This window comes from Cellvibrio sp. pealriver (genome assembly GCF_001183545.1).
Classification (GTDB): domain Bacteria; phylum Pseudomonadota; class Gammaproteobacteria; order Pseudomonadales; family Cellvibrionaceae; genus Cellvibrio.
The window spans coordinates 2,048,307-2,067,834 of the sequence record NZ_KQ236688.1; the positions used below are offsets into that span (position 1 = coordinate 2,048,307).

Below are 19,528 nucleotides of genomic sequence, written 5' to 3' on the forward strand. Positions count from 1 at the left end.
AGCAATACTTATTTTTTAAAATCCAGCATTCGTTGTAACGGAATCATCGCTCGCTTACCCAGGTCAGGGTCAACATGGATTTCGTTATCCGTCCGTTCAAACACACTTGCCAGATTATCCAATACATTCATTGCCATCCAGGGGCAGTTGGCGCAAGAGCGACAAGTTGCGCCGCTACCCGCCGTTGGGGCGATGTGGAAAGTTTTGTCAGGATTGACCTGTTGCATTTTGTAGAAAATGCCTTGGTCAGTTGCCACGATGAACTCCCGGTTTGGTAAAGTCTGCGCCGCTTTGATCAACTGTGATGTTGAACCAACCACATCAGCCAATTCTACTACCGCTTTGGGCGACTCAGGGTGCACCAGCACTGCAGCATCGGGATAAAGAATCTTGAGATCCTCCACTCCCTTCGCCTTAAACTCTTCGTGCACAATGCAAGCGCCGTCCCACAACAGAACATCAGCTCCGGTTTTTTGCTGAACATAAGCACCAAGATGTTTATCGGGTGCCCACAGAATTTTTTTACCTTGGCGATCCAGATAGTCAACCACATCCAGCGCAATACTCGAAGTCACGACCCAATCGGCACGCGCTTTTACCGCGGCGGACGTGTTGGCATAAACCACGACAGTGCGATCAGGGTGCTGGTCGCAAAACGCAGAAAACTCATCAATAGGACACCCCAAATCCAGCGAGCATGTCGCCTCCAGGGTCGGCATAAGTACACGCTTTTCAGGTGTGAGGATTTTGGCGGTTTCACCCATGAATTTAACACCGGCAACAATGAGGGTGTCGGCAGGGTGATTTTTTCCAAAACGAGCCATCTCCAAAGAGTCAGACACACAACCACCCGTCTCTTCGGCAAGCGCTTGTATCAGGGGATCGGTGTAATAGTGAGCAACCAATACTGCATTGTGCTGTTTGAGCAATGATTTAATGCGCAACTTGTATTCAGATTCTTGCTCAGGAGTGTATTGAGGCGCACTCCAGACTCGCGCCAGATGTTGTTTAACGAGATCTTCAGCAGCGAGATCGCGCACAGCAAGATTCACAAACTCGGACATATCATCGCCTCACTAAAACCAACTCGCTTTGGCGAGCAGTACATTTGCGCCAAATTTTATCACAGAGCAAACTCTGGATTGGCGGTTAAATTTGGGACTTCGCAAGAATCAATTATTTTGTCCAATAAAAAAGGGCGCTTTGTTAAGCGCCCTTTTTTGCATTTCTATGTGGTGGGTCGTGCTGGATTCGAACCAGCGACCAATTGGTTAAAAGCCAACTGCTCTACCGACTGATTTGTCCAACAACAGGGTTCGCATTTACTATTTTTGAAGTACCACCAGATAAATGGTGGGTCGTGCTGGATTCGAACCAGCGACCAATTGGTTAAAAGCCAACTGCTCTACCGACTGAGCTAACGACCCCAAATGCGAGGCGCGTATAATAATGTTTTGGACTGAAAAGACAAGCATTTTTTACTAATTCTTGCAGACGCTACAGATCCCAAATAATTATTGGTTATTAAAGAAGCTTTTTGGTAGCTTTATCAACAGCGCACTCGATACAAAGAAGATTCTGCAGAGCTTTTTGGGCCACATTGAAACTTTTGCGACAACGGCACCAAATTTAACCTATTCTTTAAGTCGGCTCGCTACCCCCCTTTGAAATAACAACAGGTTTGTAACGGCCATCCAGGATTGGTTGCCCTAGTCGATTACGAGACAGTCGCATGCTTTTTGCTTCACACGGGGAAGGAATATCGCAGCCCAATTTACCCAGGCTCGCTCAATTAGTGATTGTTTTTTTGGCTTACAGCCTGACTGGTTGGCTAGGCCTGTGTGTGCCTTTCGAAAATGATCGGGTCACCCTTTTTTGGTTACCCGGCGGAATTGCTTTAGCCGCATTTTATCGCTGGTCCCCACGCATGTGGCCAGCTGTATTTCTGGCTGCATTCGCCCTGCAAACATACAGTGGTGCGAACATCGTCACCAATCTGATTTTGGCCGCAGGGAACACCTTGGCACCGCTGTTTGGCACATGGCTTTTGCGCAGGGCACAGTGCGACCTCACACAACTCAATCGTCGCAACACTGTCTGGTTTTTAGCACTAGGGGCGCTGGGCATGTTGGTGTCAGCTGCTATCGGTGGCTTTACACTCAATAGCGACAACCAGGGGTCACTCAATGACGGCTTATATACCGTACTTATCTGGTGGATGGGCGATAGCCTCGGCGTTTTCCTCATTACTCCCCTGCTGATAAACATCAATCGCGCCAACATCAACCGTGTAGCAGAACGCAAGCTGGATTTTGTCATTATTCTCGCAGTCAGCCTGATTGTAGGTTTATGCTGTTTTCCATTTAATAATTTTGAAGGTGACTTGCTTGAAGGCAAATGGCATTTGCCTATCGTGTTCACCAGTTTTGTTTGCGTGGCGTGGGCAGCACTCTCTTTCGGTTTGTTAGGTTGCGCATTAACCACAATTGGCTTCAGCTTTCTCGCGATCTGGTCCAGCGTTCACCAACTCGGGCCTTTTTCATTACCTTCGCAGCAGCTCAGCTATTGGGTTATCTGGATTTACACTGTCAGTATGACTATTTTGGGGCTGATGATCACTGCAGCTCATACCGAAATAATCACCACAACGCATCAATTGGGCGAGTCGAATGAGGCGCAAGAGAAACAAAAATTACATCTTGAAGCCATCCTTCATGCAATTCCGGATTTGCTATTTGAAATTGACCGTCAGGGTCATGTGTTGTCTTTCAACGGCAGCAGCCAGCATCACAATCTGACAACAGAAGAACTGCTAGGAAAAAATCTTTCGGAAACATTACCCTCATCGTCTGTTTCTGTATGGATGCATGCCCTCAGCGAAGCTGATCACTGGGGAATATCGCAAGGCAAAAGTATTCGTATCACCCACGGCGATGACACTTTCTGGTACGAACTGTCGATTGCCAAACACGCTGGCAGTCGCCGTGAGGATGACAGGTTTATTTGTCTTGCGCGCGACATCACCAAACGCATCAATACCCATCAAGCCGATCTCGCCAATGAACAGCGCTTCCGCAATATTTTTGAAACCACACGGAATATTGCTGTGCAAGGCTACAACCGTTTCCACGAAGTAATTTTCTGGAACAAAGCCAGTGAGGATCTATATGGATTTAGCGCCTCAAATGCAATGGGGAAAAAACTGGAAGATTTAATTATCCCCGGCTTTATGCGCGAAGGCGTTTATCAAGCAATCGAAGACTGGCATGAAAAGGATATAGCGATCCCCTCGGGTGAACTCGCACTACAGGACGCCAATGGCAATGAAGTGTGGGTATATTCAAACCATGTATTGATTGACACGCCCGATCACAAAGAAATGTATTGCCTTGATATTGATTTGGGACCACAGCGCAAAGCGCTCTTGCGAGCAGAGAAGGAACTGGCAGAGCGCAAACAAGTGGAAGATGCCTTGCGCCAAAGCGAGCAACGCCTGGAAAGCGCCCAGCTAATGGCGCGCATCGCCTACTGGAGCTGGAATCCGGATACGGATGAATGCCATTTCAATAATTCAGTGAAAGACTTATTTGGCTTTCCCGATGAATATCTCAACTCCACCATGACCGATTTTATCAACCGGTTTGTCTATAGCGAAGATCGGGAAAATCTGAGCAATGCCCTTGCTGACAGCCTTCGCTATCACAAACCACTGACGCAAGAAGTGCGCATTGAAATTGACGGACAAAAATTGTGGCTGCAATTACAAGGCGATACATTAGACGATACACAAAACATCAGTATCCAAGGCAGTTTGCAGGATATTACCGAACGTAAAGGCCTTGATTTAGCCTTAACAGCTGCTGCGGCAGATGCAGCCTCTACTCCTGATTTTTTTGTCACCATATTGCAGGCACTCGCCGATGCCATTGGCGCAGGTCATGCAGCGATCAGTTTGATTGACAGTGAAAATCCCAACGAAGCAGTTACACACACCTACCTGAAAAACGGCCAGTTGCAACCCAACATTCGCTATGCACTACAAGGCACTCCATGCAACGATGTCTTTGAAGAAAATTTTTGTTTTATGAGCAGTGGCGCAAGTGCGCGCTATCCCGATGATGCGTTATTGCGGGAACTCAATATTGAGAGTTATCTCGGAGTAGGTATACGCAATGCACAAGGAGCACCCTTCGGTGTATTGGTGCTGCTTGCAGAACATCCATTACCCATATCCCCGCAAATCAGCTCGCTATTATTAATTTTTGCCGACCGTATTAGCGGTGAGTTACGACGCGCACAAGATCAGGAAAAAATCTATAACCTCGCATTTTTTGATCCATTAACACGCCTGCCAAATAGACGTATGTTGCAAGATCGTCTGCGACTATTAACGGCGCAAAGTGCGCGCACTGGTCAGCATGGCGCGCTTTTGTTTATCGATATTGATCACTTTAAAATGCTTAACGATACCCGCGGCCATCACATCGGCGACCAGCTATTGGTGCAAGTGGCGGAGCGCATTGCCAGTATTATCCGCACAACAGATTTAGCTGCACGTTTGGGCGGTGATGAATTTGTTGTGGTGTTTGATAATTTGGGGGAGGACGCTGAAACAGCGGCGCTGGAAGCGAAAAAACGTGCAGAAGAATTACATGACCTGATTAATTTACCCTATCCGTTACAACAATCGGTTTATCACTGCACCATCAGTATTGGTGTCAATTTATTTAAAGGCCAGATGCGCACAATTGACGATCTATTGCGTCATGCCGATGTCGCCATGTATCAAGCCAAAGACAGTGGCAGAAATGCGATCCGCTTTTTTGACCCCAATATGCAATCGCATTTGGAAAAGCGCGCCGCAATTGAAACTGATTTGCGCACTGCATATGAATCAAAACAACAATTGATTCCCTACTATCAAGTACAAATTGATACACAGGGTAAAGCCTTGGGCGCAGAGCTGTTACTGCGTTGGCGACATCCGAATAACGGCATGATTTCCCCTGCCGATTTTATTCCTGTCGCTGAGCAAACCGGTTTAATTGTTTCCATTGGCAAACAAGTCATTCGCCAAGCTTGTGAGCAGTTACAACAATGGAGCCTTCATCAGGCGTTTTGCCAGCTAAGCATTGCCGTCAATGTAAGCCCAATTCAATTTAACCAGCCAAGTTTTGTGGATGATGTACTGGCTATTGTCAGCCACAGCAATATCAATCCGCATTTATTAAAGTTGGAGTTAACCGAAAGTTCACTGCTGAAAAATGTCGATCAAAGTATCGAAAAAATGCAGCAACTACAAAATAGCGGAATTGGCTTTTCAATGGATGACTTTGGTATAGGTTATTCATCCCTGTCTTATTTGAAACGTTTGCCGCTGGATCAATTAAAAATTGACCAGACATTTGTGCGCGATATCGCGATTGACCCTAACGATGCCATTATTACCCGCACTATTATTGCTATGGCACAAAATATGAATTTGCAAGTCATCGCAGAAGGAGTTGAAACAGAAGTACAGAAAAGCTTCCTGGAACAAAATGGATGCACCATGTTCCAAGGATATTTCTTCGGCAGACCCATGCCGATTGAAGAATTTGAACAGCAGCTATTGGAGCGCGGATATTGCTCTGCGCATAAATGATAAAAATCAGTTCTGGTAATGTGTTGGGTCGGCAATACCGGCCTGAGTAAAACCCTGCTTGCGCAAGCGGCAGCTATCGCATTTTCCGCACGCCTCGCCCGCATCGTTTGCTTGATAGCAAGATACTGTCAGCCCGTAGTCAACACCCAATGCAATACCCTGGCGGATAATATCGGCTTTACTCAAGTGAATCAGTGGTGTGCGGATATGTAATTTATTACCTTCGGCACCCGCGCGGGTTGCCAGATTGGCCATCTTCTCATAAGCCGCGATATATTCCGGGCGGCAATCCGGATAGCCGGAAAAATCCACCGCATTTACACCAATAAAAATATCGTCACACTCCAGTACTTCAGCCCAACCCAAGGCAATCGATAGAAATACTGTATTGCGTGCCGGCACATAGGTTACCGGAATACCGCCCGTCTCTTCCTCCGGCACATCAATCGCGTCATCTGTCAGTGCAGAACCACCGATTGAGCGCAAATCCAGTTTAATCACTTTATGTTCAACAGCGCCCAAGGCCTTGGCAGTGCGTTCTGCTGCAAGCAATTCAGATTTATGGCGCTGGCCGTAATCAAAACTCATGGAATAGCAGGCGTAACCTTCACTGCGGGCAATAGCCAACACAGTGGTGGAATCCAGACCGCCGGAGACAAGCACGACTGCTTTTTTTTGCGACATAACAACAACCAACCATGAATAAAAAAAGAAAAACGCTGATGAAAACGACAGCCATCAATGGCCGGGGGTATCACTCCACAGAAGTTTGTGGAGTTGTAACTGGAAACGCACCGGTAAATTATCCGCCAAAATCCATTCAGCTAACGCCAATGGCTCTACTTGACCAAAGCTGGGGGAAAACAATACTTCAGCGACTCTGCCTGATAATTGATATTCGTCCAGTTTGAAACGTGCCCATTCATAATCAGCACGATCGCAAATCACAAACTTAATCTGATCCTGCTCACCCAATAACGGGATATTTTCCCAGCGATTACGCCCCACTTCGCCTGAACCGGGCGTTTTTAAATCCATTACTTTAACCACGCGAGGATCAACGTCATCTACGGGCAAAGCACCGCTGGTTTCCAGGGATACCTTGTAGCCAGCATCACACAGTGCCGTCAACAATGTCAGGCATTCGCGCTGGGCAAGCGGTTCACCGCCAGTGACACAGATGTAGCGTGCGTTATAGGTGGCGACTTTGGCGAGAATTTCATCGAGCGACAAACGCTCCCCACCGTAAAAGGCGTATTCAGAATCGCAATAACCACAACGCAGCGGACAGCCAGTGAGCCGGACAAATACGGTCGGCAAACCAACAGTATTAGACTCTCCCTGGAGCGAATAGAAAATTTCAGTAATTTTGAGGCTGGCTTGGGTCATGCGACGACCATTTAAGATACAGATGGAATGAAGAGGCTTGAAAGGCGCGCAGTTTACCTAAAGCGAGCCGGTGATGCGAGGTTAAAGGCTCTGGCCGATTGCCCTTGGCTTGGGGGCGCTGGTATGCTGGCAGATCGTCCCGCTACTGCGGGTTTGTCCAATCCAACATTTGCACAACATGATCACACCCACCAAAACCCGCCGCCAACTGCATCAGGAACTGGAACAACAAGTTCAGGAATTTCTGCATAAAGGCGGACATGTCAATGAAATACCTCGCGGACTCAGTGGCCGCGTGGATGCTAACGGGCCCTTGGTCAGCATCTTTGAAGGTTCAAGCCAGGAAGACCGCACCCCCTTACCTGAGGTGGTCGCCGCCATAGAAGCGCGGAAAAAACCCCAGCTGGCACTCAAACCTAAAAAGCCTCGCCCTCGCAAAAAAGTGATTCTGGATGATTTTGGCCAACCCTTACGTTGGGAATGGGTAGAAGAATAAATTAGACAGGCGATGTTGCTCGCTGGTCACCTGGGTGCTTGTGCAGAACCAACACATCCTGAAGTGTGCTATCGAATACAACCGTGGTATTACGCCCGATATGCTTTGCCTGATACAGAGCCGCATCAGCCGCTCTGAACCATTCACTGTAACCCTGCCCCTCGCGAAACGCAGCCACTCCCACGCTGATAGAACAGCGTAATCCGCTCACCCGTTCATCGATTTCATATAAAGCCTGCCCTACCAACAAGCGCAAGCGCTCGGCGGTTGCGTAGGCAGCATCCTGGGTGGTGTTAGGTAATAAAAGCGCGAACTCCTCGCCACCGTAACGCCCTAACAATTCGCCTTCGCGCAAATTCATGCGCAGTAATTGCGCCACCTGCTTGAGCACCTGATCGCCTGCCACATGCCCATAGGTATCGTTAATAGCTTTGAAGTGGTCGATATCCAACAAAATCAACGCCATAGGTTGATTGTTGCGGCGCGCGACAGCAATCGACTCGGTAGTACGGGACTCCCAGTAATAACGATTGTATAAGCCCGTCAATCCATCGGTGCGGCTCAAGCGCTTTAATAATTCTTTTTGTTGATGCAGCTGGATAGCAAGGTTGTAAGTAATCAAGCCTATCGCTACCGGGTAAGCAACCAGCATGGGTAATGAGGCGTATACAACCCAATCGCCCGTCGTCAGGTCTGGATGCCAACCAAATGCAGCTAACCCCACCAGTAAACCTATACCTGTGGTGGCCAGCCCTTTCAGGAATAAGCGCAATCCACCGGCTGCGATGTTGTTCATCCACAACATCATGAGGATCAGGGTACTGACTAAAGGATTGAATCCCATCGCGACCACCCAGAAGCCGCCACTTCCACTATCCAACAATAGATGTCTGCGTTCGGCCTGAAAAGGTATAGCGCTACGGCAGGCAATTACATAAGCCAAATGCGGCCAGACCAAGCCATTGACCAGCAAAAGCAACCAATAAAAGACAGGAAAGTCTTGCGCCAGAAGTACAGTGCCAACCGCAACCCCGCCCAACCCCAGACCCAGGGTGCGAGCAGGGTAAACGCGTTTTACAAAGCTTAATCCCCTGACGGATTCGTCTTTTTTACTCACGTTATTACAGCCAGTCTTTGCGCTTGAAATACCAATACGGCAAAACAGCGGAAAGGAACATCAATGAGAGAGCCACCGCAAACCCGTATTTCCAGTGGGTATGGGGGATAAACTCAAAGTTCATACCGTACGCACTGGCCACTACTGTTGGAGGCAGGAACACCATCGCCGCAATCGAGAATATTTTAATAATCTGGTTTTGTTCGATGTTGATGAAACCTTGGGTCGAGTCCATCAAGAAGTTAATTTTGTCGAACAGGAAAGCGGTGTGCGACATGAGGGTGTCCACATCACGCTTGATCTCACGTGCAGTTTCCTGCAGATCAAATGATTCGCGCAGATGGCGCTGCAAAAAAGAAATTGAACGCTGGGTATCCATCAAACACAGTCGGATTTTTCCATTGCTGTCCTCAAGCTTCGCCAATCTATCGATGGCCTCCTCCAACTCGGCATCCTCATCCTCCAGCACCATGTGGCTGACTTCTTCGAGTTTGCGGTGGATGTCTTCCAAGGCATCGGCAAGGTTTTCCACTTTCTGCTCAAACATGGTCACCAGCAAATCTTGCGGGGATGTCACATGTACTTGCCCGGCACGGGCACGCATGCGCAACAAACGGAAATCTGCCAGATCACCATCGCGCACTGAAATCAAACGTTTGTCTTGAAGGATGAATGCCACCGTTGAGGTGCTATGGCGACCAGAGTCTCCCGGTGCCAAAAACAGCGAGTGGACATGGATTCCCACACCATCCTGAAAATAGCGCGCAGAGAATTCAATCTCTTCAACATCATCGGTTTCGGGTAACTCGGCACGCAGAAAGGTATTAAGCTCTTCGCGTTCTTCGTCACTGGGTTCGCGCGCATCAATCCACAGCGCACTACTAAGTGCCAAGGGGGTATTTTCATCTTGCTGCTTGTCTTCACGCAGCGCGTTACCTTGAACTTTAAACATTCTCAACATCGGTGTTTATCTCCTGAAGCTTCAAGGTTTCGATGGTTTCCGCGGGTGGCGGCTTTATAGCATAGGCGTAATTAATGTAGATTAAATGAAATGCATTTATTCAGTGTTGCTGACAATTATTCATCAACAAAACCTCAGCGTTTCTTTTTATAAAACCCTGGCTCTCCTGCCGGACGGGTTTTGAAGCGGCGATGCACCCACAAATACTGCTCGGGTTTTACACGCACCATATCCTCAATAATCTTGTTGATGCGCGTTGCATCTTCCACATCGTCACCGCTGGGAAAGTTTTCCAGTGGTGCACCAAACACCAAACGGTAGTGTCCATTATCCTCGCGATAATGCGCATAGGGCAAAACCACTGCACGACCCAACTGGGCAATACGGGCAGTCCCCAAGACAGTCGCTGCAGGAATACCAAAAAACGGGGCGAATACGCTTTGGTCTTTCCCGTAGTCCTGATCAGGCGCATACCAGACTGCCTCACCCTGCCGCAGCTTTTTAATCAGCTGGCGGGTATCGCTGTAGACAATCGCTGAAGTCAGGTATTTTTCGCGCGCCTTGATCAATTCATAAGCCAATAGCGGGTTAGGGTCTTTGCGATACAACATGTGCGCATCGGCGTGATAGGCATAAATGCGGCCTGCCGGATCCATGGTAGTGAAATGACATCCCAACAACAGCGCACCGCGCCCCTCTGCTTTTGCAGCAGCGATATGCTCCAAACCTTCTACGGTGTGACGATCGCGCAGCTTGTCTTTTTGTCCCCACAAAGACATCGCTGACTCCATGATACTGATACCGCAATTGCGGATAACATCGCGCACCATTTTGTGTTGCGCTTGTTCATCCAGCTCGGGAAAACACAAGGCAATATTGGTCTGGGCAACACGGCGGCGCGACTTGGCCAAGTAATAAAACAGCAGGCCAATAAAACGGCCTATCGCGAAATTGACCGGCACCGGCAGCAAAGCGCAAATGCGGAAAAAAGCCAACAGCATCCAAGTCGGCCAAAAGCGTGGACGATAAAAAGAAGAGTGAAATTCGGGTGGGCTGTGTTTATCCAAAATAATTACTCGTATCGGAAAATGAAAACACTGGACGCAGACACGACTGCGTCAGGCACACAATAAGCGCGCGAATTATAGCAACCACATTCGCTCCGCGCTCAGGCAAAAACACGACAAGGACAAAGCCAGTGGGTTCTGCTAAGGTTGTCCGGCAGCCACAAAGAGCTCTTATTTATGCAAATTCGTCAGGTATCTGCCGCGCTTGACCGCAAGCTGGTTCAACTGGATCAACAACTTAAATCCCTTGAGCAAGAACGCAATCAGCCGGATGGCAACCGGCAGCAAGCCGACATAGAGCATGACATCCATGCCCTGCTCCAAATCCGCAACAAGTTGGTCAAATCCAAAGACATCGCGTGGCGTGCCCATCAGCTGCAATCCCAAAACGATGAACAACGCAGGGCGCGCCAGCGTGTGATTGGTTTATCGCTTTGTATTATCAGTGTGATAGGTGCAGGAATTCTGCTGGTGTTTGCCATCAACCAATAAGATTGGTGGCAAACCCATCATGCGCAGCACCCGCAGCCTGAGACTGCCGGTGCCAAAGGCTTAGCCGGCAGCCGCGGCGTCAATCAAAGGCTTCAATTCACCCTTTTCGTGCATTTCGGTGATGATATCGCAGCCACCAATCAGTTCACCCTTGACCCACAATTGTGGAAAGGTTGGCCAGTTGGCGTACTTGGGCAATTCGGAGCGGATGTCCGGATTGCTCAGGATATCCACATAGGCAAAGCGCTGGCCACACGCCATCAATGCCTGGGATGCGCGTTGGGAAAAACCACATTGGGGCGCATTGGGCGACCCTTTCATATAAAGAATCACGGCATTTTCGCTAATTTGCTGCTTGATTGTTTCTAACACATCCATCTTTCTCTACCTCGACAAGGCTATTCGTTACGACAGGGGGAACAGGGCAAGGGCGGATATATCCGAGTATTTTGCTCAAGTATTGCCATTTTACCCCAGCCGGTGGCGACAGGCCAATCTCGTGCGATTGCCAAATAACGGTTTTTGCATATGCTGTTACCACGCAATCCTGCTTACCCTCACGACCAAGGTTGTATCAGTACCGTGAAATTCAATTTACGAGTCCAGGTTTTTTTAGTCTTCGCCTGTTTTGCCGTGTTGCTGACGGGCGGATTATTTTTATATTCACGATTAAGTTTTGAGCGCAGTTTTAACCATTACATGGAAGAAAAAGAAGCCGCGCGCAATGCACGCCTGATCAGAGCCTTGGAGCGCCATTATTCCAATAATGGAAACTGGGCGATGTTCACGCTCAATCCTTTTTATTGGGAATTATTTGTGTGGCAAAACAGCGCCAGTTTACGTCAACGGCTTGAACGCCCTATTCCGTTTCCATTTCTTCCCGAATTCGACAATCGTTTTGATGAAGACAAAGTAGAGCGCAACCCGGATTTCATTCGCAGGAATACGCAAGAAGAGCGTCGACAGCTGCGCCGCAGTGAACCGGAAACAGATGATTTCTTGCGTCACCAACCCTACCGGCGTTTCATTTTGCTCGATAAAAATAAAAACATTATCAGTGGGAAAAAATGGCGCAACGAAAGTTATTTTCTTAGCGATTTATTTGCCACAATTGAGGGTAAAAAAGAACGTATTGGCTATTTGGGTACCCCCATGAATCCTGCCCTGCGCGATTTGCGCGACAGCGAATTTGCCAAACGCCAACAAAAACATTTTCTGGTAATGGCAATGGTCGCCCTGGCGATTGCGCTCGCTTGCGCAATTCCACTCTCGTATTTATTGACGCAGCGCGTTAAAAAATTAGCCCGTCACGTGCAGGATTTAAGCAAAGGTGAATATCACCAGCGCCTCGCAATCAAAGGGCAAGATGAAATTGCCAATTTAGCTGAAAACTTAAATCACCTGGCGCATACACTGGACCAAACAGAACAAGCACGCAAACGCTGGGTAGCCGATATTTCCCACGAGTTGCGCACGCCGCTGGCAGTACTAAAAGCAGATCTTGAAGCACTGGAGGATGGTGTACGGAAATTTGATGCTAAAGCAATTGCACGGCTACAAAAACACGCTGCGCGTCTTGCCAATCTTATTAATGATTTGTATCAATTATCGCTAACTGATATTGGCGCTATGAGCTACCGCAAAACAACCTGTGATTTACGGGAAATCATCGATGAAATCAGTGTTTCCCTGCATGAAAAATTACAACAGACTGGGCTGCAACTTGATACACAACTACCCAACAATCCGCTCATGGCATTTGCAGATCCGGAACGGTTGCACCAGTTATTTTTAAATTTGTTCAATAACAGCATTAATTACACTGAAGCTCCCGGAAACATTCGTGTGCGCCTATTGTCTGAGCAAGGCAATGCCGTGTTTACTATTGAAGATTCATCACCCGGTGTTTCACCTGAATTACACGAAAAACTGTTTGAACGTTTATATCGCGCCGAATCATCGCGCAGCCGCGAAACAGGCGGAGCAGGATTAGGCTTAAGCATTTGTCGCAACATTGCCGATGCGCACGAAGGCAAGATCACTATTACCAACAGTGAACTGGGCGGCTTGAAAGTCTCTGTGTATTTACCTCTACAGGAAAGCGTATGAATATTTTAATTGTGGAAGATGAAATTGATCTGGGTGAAATTTTGCAAGATTATCTGGCCAGTGAAAATTACAACACCACCTTGATCAGCGATGGTGAACAGGCTTTGCAAAAAATCCTCACTGAAAAATGGGACCTTATACTGCTTGATCTGATGCTTCCCAAACGCGATGGGTTAAGTATTTGTCAGGAAGTGCGCAAGACATCCCAAGTGCCGATTATTATGACAACGGCAAAAGTGGAAGAAATTGATCGCTTGATTGGGTTGGAGTTGGGCGCAGACGATTATATATGCAAACCTTTTAGCCCACGTGAAGTTGTTGCACGGGTAAAAGCGGTACTGCGCCGCAGCAGCAAAACAGATGAGCAACACGAAGAAGGTTTACGTCTGGACAAAGAGCGGCAATATGCCTGTGTAGGTGAGCAATGTGTGGAGCTGACCAGTATTGAATTTCGCATTTTGGAAACATTATTACTGAACAAGCAGCGTGTTATCTCGCGCGATTTATTATTAAAAAATGCCTACACCGATCACCGGGTTGTGAGTGATAGGACTATGGATTCACACATCACTAAATTACGCAAAAAATTACAGCCCATTTGCAACGATGACATTATTCACTCTGTTTACGGTGTAGGGTATCGTTTGCAAATTTCATGATCTTTAGCTGCTAAACGGCAAGCCATGGAAGGCACCGAAACAACCTACCACCTCCAAAAAATGCTCTATTATCAACCTTACTCGCTGCTTTCACATTTTTTCCATAATTGATTATAAGAATTGTACCGCTCAGGTTTACAGGCTGTTTCATAACCGGGTTAATACTAAGATTATGTCCGGAACCCACTTAACAATGCCTCCAATTTAAGAATCTCCTGCTCAAGATGTGCGCGTGAGCGGCTCACTTGCTCGCCTGCCTCATGATTTTTTTGGGCTTGTTGTAAAATCGTGTCCATGCTGCCGGTAATTTTCTGCATGGAGTACTTTTCCTCTTCCGATGCACGTTCAATTTGCGAATTCATTTGCTGGATCCTATCAACCACATCCACAATGTTGGAGAAAGCGTTCGACGTATTGGCAATACGCTCTTTAATAACCAACGCTTTTTGCTGTGCTCCCCCCATCACCTCCACCGCTTTACTTGAACCCGTGGTCAAATTGGTGATGATCGTTTCGATAGCTTTAGTTGATTCCTGCGTGCGCGAAGCCAAACTTCTCACTTCGTCTGCCACCACCGCAAAACCGCGCCCGGTTTCGCCTGCACGCGCCGCCTCGATTGCAGCATTGAGCGCTAACAAATTTGTTTGTTCGGCAATACTGCGAATGACTTCCAACATGCTTCCAATATTCTGGCTATCCGCTACTAATGCAGAAATCACTTGCGATGCGTTATTCACTTCCTGCACCACTTCATCAACGCCTTGCTGTGCCAAAACCACTACCTCATTACCTGCACCAGTCGTGTTGGCAGCATCAACCGATGCCTGATTAGCGCGCACAGCCGCTTCTGCCACCTTCTCCAAAGTAGAGGAAATGTTTTCCACTACCGAAACAACATGGGAAATTTCTTGCAGCTGCATATCGCAACCCTTGGTGGTCTGGGCAATAGATTCAGTGATCTGCACACTGGCAGCGGTCAATGTATGGTTGCTGTTTTGCGCCTGACTAATCAGTATTTGTAATTTTTCAACAAACCGGTTAAATGCATAAGCAAGCCGCCCCAATTCTGTAGTGGAATTTTCATTGTGCAGGCGCGCAGTCAGATCTCCTGACCCTGATGACAACTCTTGCAAGTTTTCAGTGACGCGTGATATTGGCTGCAATATCATGTTGTTGGCAAAAATAAAAATAACGATCGCCATCACAACACTCACTACCAATGCAGAAAATAATTTGATCGTAGCAGCATGTTGCAATGCCGATACATTTCCTGTTTCACTCTCCACTTTTGCATCGGCCTCTTCTTCCATTTTTCCAATAAAGACTAACAATTCATCCAATTGGCTATTGAGTTGTTGATATTCCGTTAGCGCTACAGCACCTGACTGTAGTTTGTTGATCAGCGCATCGCGGGTTATGTGGTATTCCGTTAATTGTTGATCCAGGTTGGCAATAGTGGCTGGGCTCATCAACCCGGAATTTTTCATGCGCGCCAGTGCTTCATTTTCCATTGCAATTGCATCTTCAAAAACTGTTTGAATTTCAGCGTAGGTTGCTTCGTTGTAGTACAGCTTTTGCAGCGCAATGATTTGAGCCTCCAAACCAATTTGCCCTTCCATAGCACCGTCTGCTGCATTCCAGGCCGGACCGGAAATATAATCCAGCAACGCACCCAGTTTTTGGCTGGAATTAAAGCCAACATAGGTATTAATTCCTATGAGCACAATAAACACAGCGACGACACAGGTTATTGATTGCCTGATATTCATTACGTTTGCCCTTTTCCGTAACTTTCAGTAGAAAACACTTCATTAAAAAATAAATTGAATGCTCCATCTAAAACTCTATGTAAACACGTGCGCCTAACGCCAATGCATCGCTTATTGTTTTATCCATAGATGGATTCTGGATGTAATACACGCTTGCTTGTGCACTTAAATGATCGATCACCGGTGCAAAATAGGTTAGCTCCCACGCCGTTTCTGCACGCTGTAGTTCTGTATTAGCGGCAAGATAGGGATCGCCATTGCGCGCATGGGCGACAGCAAGCCCTAACCCATCATCATCCAGCCAAAAACTATTGAAGGTAATACCGGTACCCGCGTAATACTCCAGTTGGTTAAATTGGTCGTCTGCCTGCCCTAATTGCACAAAGACAGCGGCAACATTATTAATATTTTTTTCACCAATAATATAAATTCCGGTGTTGTCATCGTTGATGCTGCCATCCACCGGGTTTTCAACTTCAGCGGTGTGTTGCCATGCGCCTAATGCGAGCTTGTCACTGTTGCTATTTGCCCAACCCCATTCGACTGCACTGAATAAGCCATCGCTACTATTGAATTGAATATGAGTGCCGCGTGGGTTATTGGGATCACCAGGAATTCCGTCATAAATTGCGGCGAGCAAATATTGATTCTCGCCCGTAAAAGTAAAATGCAAGGCAGTGGCCGTTGTGGAAAAAATGGAAGGGCCAACCTGTGATGTATCCGGGCCTATACCGAATGATGGGTGGGTAAAAAGGCCCGCAGACTCTAATGAATAAAAAGTGGAATTGTAATCGTGCAACCCGAACAGCACTTTTACACTTTCATCGGCAAAATAATGCTGATACCAAAACTCATACATTTTTACCGTTTCATCCGTTGCGATATTGGAAATACCTTGTACATCGCCAACGTAATCAGAAGGATTTTTTCCCGCGTTACCCAACACATAAACAAACCATTCGCCGCTTCCCCACCATCCTGCGGCCTCTGTATCGATTGCCAGTGTCAGATCAAGATTGGCCAGTTCACGCGAACCTTTTTTAATCCCGCCATCCATATTGCTCACGCTTTCCAAGGTGAGCGCAGCTGACCATTCATACGCGGGGGTATTGGAATCCTCTGTATTTGCGTGTGCGCTTGTGGTGAAGAACAGGAGTAAAACGGTAAGCGATAATTTTTTCATGGCGAATTGGTCCCTCGATAATCAGGACGGAAAATCCCAGCTCAGCCCATACCATGCAAATGATACGGTGAATAGCAGTATAGACAGGGATTTAACAATTCACGGGTTGTCGCCTAAAAAGAAATTTTTCATTTCTTTTTAGAATTTAAAGGTAAATTAATAGACAAATAAGCGGATAAAAACACAGACTCAAGGAGATATTTAAACATGATCGGATTATTGACCCTGTTGCTGCGCCAATTTCTTTTTGGTGAGCGCAGTGGCTTCATGCTCCAGTGGATTGTCCGGCCATGGGTGACGAGGATAGCGCCCTCGCATTTCTTTGCGCACATCCGGGTAGGCCTGCTGCCAAAAGGTTTGCAAATTGGTGGTGATAGCAAGCGGACTGCCATTGGGGGATAACAAATGTATTTTCAAAGGAATTTTTCCACCGCCTAATTGCAACTGTTCACAGCCAAAAAATTCCTGCAATTTGGCAAACACTTGCGCACTGCCATCACTATTAAAACTGACCGATACGTTACGCCCACTGGGCAGCTCGATTTTTTCTGGCAGCAGTTGTGCTATTTTTTGGCAGCCATCAAAGCCGATATAAAACTCCAATGCTTCAAATAAAGGCAACTGCTCCAAGCGGGTTGATTCAGTTAAAAATGGCAGCAACCATTGTTCAAGATGACTAACGAGGTGTTCGTCATCCACTGCGGGCAAATCGTATAGCTGATGCAAACTCACCAAACGCGCGCGCTCAAGTAGCGTTTTCGCTTTATCGCTCCATGCCAAGTGATCGAGCCCTTTTGATGCAGCGATTGTACGGACCTGTTGCAGTAACTTCGGTACTATGTCGGTTGCGGATATCGCTCTCCATTCTTCATCAATCACCACACCACCCATCACCCAGCAAATGTGTTCTTGCCAACGCTGCTGTTTAAACACCAATTCTGATTGCGATTGACTGAGCTGTCGCTGTTGCACCGACGTTAACTGCAAAGCGATACCAATACCGGAGTGGCTTTTCGGGCGCGTGTTGATAACGGGGAAGACGGCCCATTGGGATTCCAACTTGCCCTGACTTTCTACACTCATGCCAGAGTTCAAGCGGTAGCGACCAGAGTCTTGTTTAAATCCAATACGATCACTGAATGCCTGGGCAACATACAGCGGCATTAATTCGCTGTCGTTTTTTTGTAGTGACAATACTTGAAGCCAACGTTTTTGTTGCTGCTGCCATTGACGATTGCGCGCAAGCTCACGTGCGGCGTCATCCATCAAGGTTGCAATATCTTGCTCGGCAGAAAATTCAAAATGTAAGGCAAGTGCAAGCAATAGCGCAGGCTCACTGATCACCTGTTGATGCAGTAACAAAAACGCAGCAACGCGCGGATGGGTTCCCAAGGCGCTGACTGATTTTCCTGCAGCAGTAATCGCGCCCGAGCCATCTAACAGTTGCATCTTGTGTAATTGCTGCTGCGCAAAATTCATTGCCAATGCATTAGGCACCTCCAGCCAGGGTAAATCGGCAACAGGGCTTCCCCAATGTGCAATGCGCAGCGCCAGCGGTAAATAATCGGTCGCACGGATTTCCGGTAAATCTGCTGCGGCCAGCGGCTGGTCTTGCGACCACAAGCGAATACAATGACCTGCCTGCACGCGCCCTGCACGACCGCGACGTTGCTCTGCACTGGCCATGCTAATGCGCGCAGTGCGCAAGCGCGTGACACCGGTGCGCTGTTCGTAATCGGCACGGCGCGCCAAACCGGAATCAATCACCAGAGTTACATCGGCAATGGTCAATGAGGTTTCGGCAATATTGGTAGCAAGAATCAACCGCGCACCTTGTGTTTCATCCAACGCCGCTGTTTGTTCATTCATCAGCACACGGCTGTGAAGGCGACATATTTTATGCGCAGGAAATTGCTGCGAAATTAACGCTGCACAGTTTTCAATTTCACGCCAACCCGGCAAAAAAACCAACACACATTGCGATTGCCAATTCGTTTGCGCAAGCAAGGCGCGCAACAATTGCTCTTCCAGTTTTTCCGGGTAGCCGTTGTTTGATTGTTTTGCTGGTTGATACTGGATACTCACCGGAAAACAGCGGCCGGGCGCAAATAAACGGTTGGCGATTTGTTTCTGCAATGCGGGGTCAGGTGTTGCACTCATCAATACCAGCTGCAAATCATCGCGCAGGATGTGCACTTCTTGTAAAAACGCCCAAGCTACATCCTGATTGACGCTGCGCTCGTGAATTTCATCGAGCATCACACAGGCAACACCATCCAGAGTTGGATTTTGCAATAAGTGTTGCAACAAAACGCCCGGTGTCATCAACACCAACCGGGTATTGTTGCCCATGCGTGAATCGTAGGGCACTTGATAACCCACTTGCTGCCCCGGCGTTTCCCCCAGTAGCTGCGCGAGCCGCTGTGCCAATGCTTGCGCCGCCAGTACGCGCGGCTGTACCAACCATACTTGTTGTCCGGGCGCTGTATTGGCCAATACCCACAGCGGTGCAAGAGTTGATTTACCCGCGCCTGGTTCTGCCTCTAACAACAGTGGCGTGCGGGTTAATGCCGCAAAAAAATCGTCGCGCAAACCAGTGAGCGGAAGTACGGGCAAGCTATCAAGATCAATATCGGCCAAGT

15 protein-coding genes and 1 tRNA gene are annotated in these 19,528 nt (G+C 47.7%); 5 read left to right on the forward strand and 11 right to left on the reverse strand.

What is annotated here, in order from left to right:
* Window positions 1-8 precede the first annotated feature (8 nt).
* Window positions 9-1,064: a quinolinate synthase NadA gene (gene nadA, locus VC28_RS08880; protein ID WP_049630330.1), complete on the reverse strand. Its 1,056-nt coding sequence runs from the start codon at window positions 1,062-1,064 to the stop codon at window positions 9-11.
* Window positions 1,065-1,351: 287 nt separating this feature from the next.
* Window positions 1,352-1,427, reverse strand: a tRNA-Lys gene (locus VC28_RS08890).
* Window positions 1,428-1,732: 305 nt separating this feature from the next.
* Between VC28_RS08890 and VC28_RS19545 the strand changes: the two genes are divergently transcribed.
* Window positions 1,733-5,644 carry an EAL domain-containing protein gene (locus VC28_RS19545; protein ID WP_082191466.1) on the forward strand — a complete coding sequence of 1,304 codons (3,912 nt, stop codon included), beginning with the start codon at window positions 1,733-1,735 and terminating at the stop codon, window positions 5,642-5,644.
* Between the two features lie 6 nt (window positions 5,645-5,650).
* On the opposite strand, the gene queC is transcribed toward VC28_RS19545, so the two are convergent.
* Window positions 5,651-6,328, reverse strand: coding sequence for a 7-cyano-7-deazaguanine synthase QueC (queC, locus tag VC28_RS08900; protein ID WP_049630331.1), 678 nt, complete (start codon window positions 6,326-6,328; stop codon window positions 5,651-5,653).
* Window positions 6,329-6,382: 54 nt separating this feature from the next.
* Window positions 6,383-7,033, reverse strand: coding sequence for a 7-carboxy-7-deazaguanine synthase QueE (gene queE, locus VC28_RS08905; RefSeq protein ID WP_049630332.1), 651 nt, complete (start codon window positions 7,031-7,033; stop codon window positions 6,383-6,385).
* A gap of 178 nt (window positions 7,034-7,211) precedes the next feature.
* Between queE and VC28_RS08910 the strand changes: the two genes are divergently transcribed.
* Complete coding sequence (locus VC28_RS08910) at window positions 7,212-7,529, forward strand: hypothetical protein (protein WP_049630333.1); 318 nt, start codon at window positions 7,212-7,214, stop codon at window positions 7,527-7,529.
* Between the two features lies 1 nt (window position 7,530).
* Here VC28_RS08910 and VC28_RS08915 read toward each other — a convergent pair whose 3' ends face one another.
* The 3 genes from VC28_RS08915 to lpxL all read right to left on the reverse strand — a co-directional run bounded on the left by VC28_RS08915 (window position 7,531) and on the right by lpxL (window position 10,674).
* Window positions 7,531-8,646 carry a diguanylate cyclase gene (locus tag VC28_RS08915; protein ID WP_049630334.1) on the reverse strand — a complete coding sequence of 372 codons (1,116 nt, stop codon included), beginning with the start codon at window positions 8,644-8,646 and terminating at the stop codon, window positions 7,531-7,533.
* Between the two features lie 4 nt (window positions 8,647-8,650).
* A complete protein-coding gene (corA, locus tag VC28_RS08920; RefSeq protein WP_049630335.1) occupies window positions 8,651-9,607 on the reverse strand; it encodes a magnesium/cobalt transporter CorA in 957 nt (318 codons plus the stop codon).
* A 134-nt stretch (window positions 9,608-9,741) separates the two neighbouring features.
* Entirely contained in the window at window positions 9,742-10,674 is a 933-nt protein-coding gene (lpxL, locus tag VC28_RS08925; RefSeq protein ID WP_082191467.1) for an LpxL/LpxP family Kdo(2)-lipid IV(A) lauroyl/palmitoleoyl acyltransferase, read from the reverse strand.
* Window positions 10,675-10,851: 177 nt separating this feature from the next.
* Between lpxL and VC28_RS08930 the strand changes: the two genes are divergently transcribed.
* Window positions 10,852-11,166, forward strand: coding sequence for a hypothetical protein (locus VC28_RS08930; protein WP_049630337.1), 315 nt, complete (start codon window positions 10,852-10,854; stop codon window positions 11,164-11,166).
* Between the two features lie 60 nt (window positions 11,167-11,226).
* Here the strand turns inward: VC28_RS08930 and grxD are convergent, their stop codons facing one another.
* Window positions 11,227-11,544 (reverse strand): Grx4 family monothiol glutaredoxin, encoded by a 318-nt coding sequence (grxD, locus tag VC28_RS08935; RefSeq protein ID WP_049630338.1) that lies wholly within the window; start codon window positions 11,542-11,544, stop codon window positions 11,227-11,229.
* Between the two features lie 150 nt (window positions 11,545-11,694).
* Between grxD and VC28_RS08940 the strand changes: the two genes are divergently transcribed.
* Together VC28_RS08940 and VC28_RS08945 are read left to right on the forward strand one after the other, a co-directional pair.
* Window positions 11,695-13,275 carry an ATP-binding protein gene (locus VC28_RS08940; RefSeq protein WP_231591684.1) on the forward strand — a complete coding sequence of 527 codons (1,581 nt, stop codon included), beginning with the start codon at window positions 11,695-11,697 and terminating at the stop codon, window positions 13,273-13,275.
* Window positions 13,272-13,934, forward strand: a complete 663-nt coding sequence (locus tag VC28_RS08945) for a response regulator (protein WP_049630339.1) — start codon at window positions 13,272-13,274, stop codon at window positions 13,932-13,934. The genes VC28_RS08940 and VC28_RS08945 overlap by 4 nt, the downstream gene beginning before the upstream one ends.
* 170 nt (window positions 13,935-14,104) lie before the next feature.
* Here VC28_RS08945 and VC28_RS08950 read toward each other — a convergent pair whose 3' ends face one another.
* The 3 genes from VC28_RS08950 to hrpB form a co-directional block, all read right to left on the reverse strand.
* The gene (locus VC28_RS08950; RefSeq protein ID WP_049630340.1) at window positions 14,105-15,703 is read right to left on the reverse strand and encodes a methyl-accepting chemotaxis protein; all 1,599 of its coding nucleotides are present in this window, start codon (window positions 15,701-15,703) and stop codon (window positions 14,105-14,107) included.
* Between the two features lie 67 nt (window positions 15,704-15,770).
* The gene (locus tag VC28_RS08955) at window positions 15,771-16,886 is read right to left on the reverse strand and encodes a carbohydrate porin (protein WP_049630341.1); all 1,116 of its coding nucleotides are present in this window, start codon (window positions 16,884-16,886) and stop codon (window positions 15,771-15,773) included.
* Between the two features lie 216 nt (window positions 16,887-17,102).
* Complete coding sequence (gene hrpB / locus VC28_RS08960; RefSeq protein ID WP_049630342.1) at window positions 17,103-19,526, reverse strand: ATP-dependent helicase HrpB; 2,424 nt, start codon at window positions 19,524-19,526, stop codon at window positions 17,103-17,105.
* Window positions 19,527-19,528: the final 2 nt, after the last annotated feature.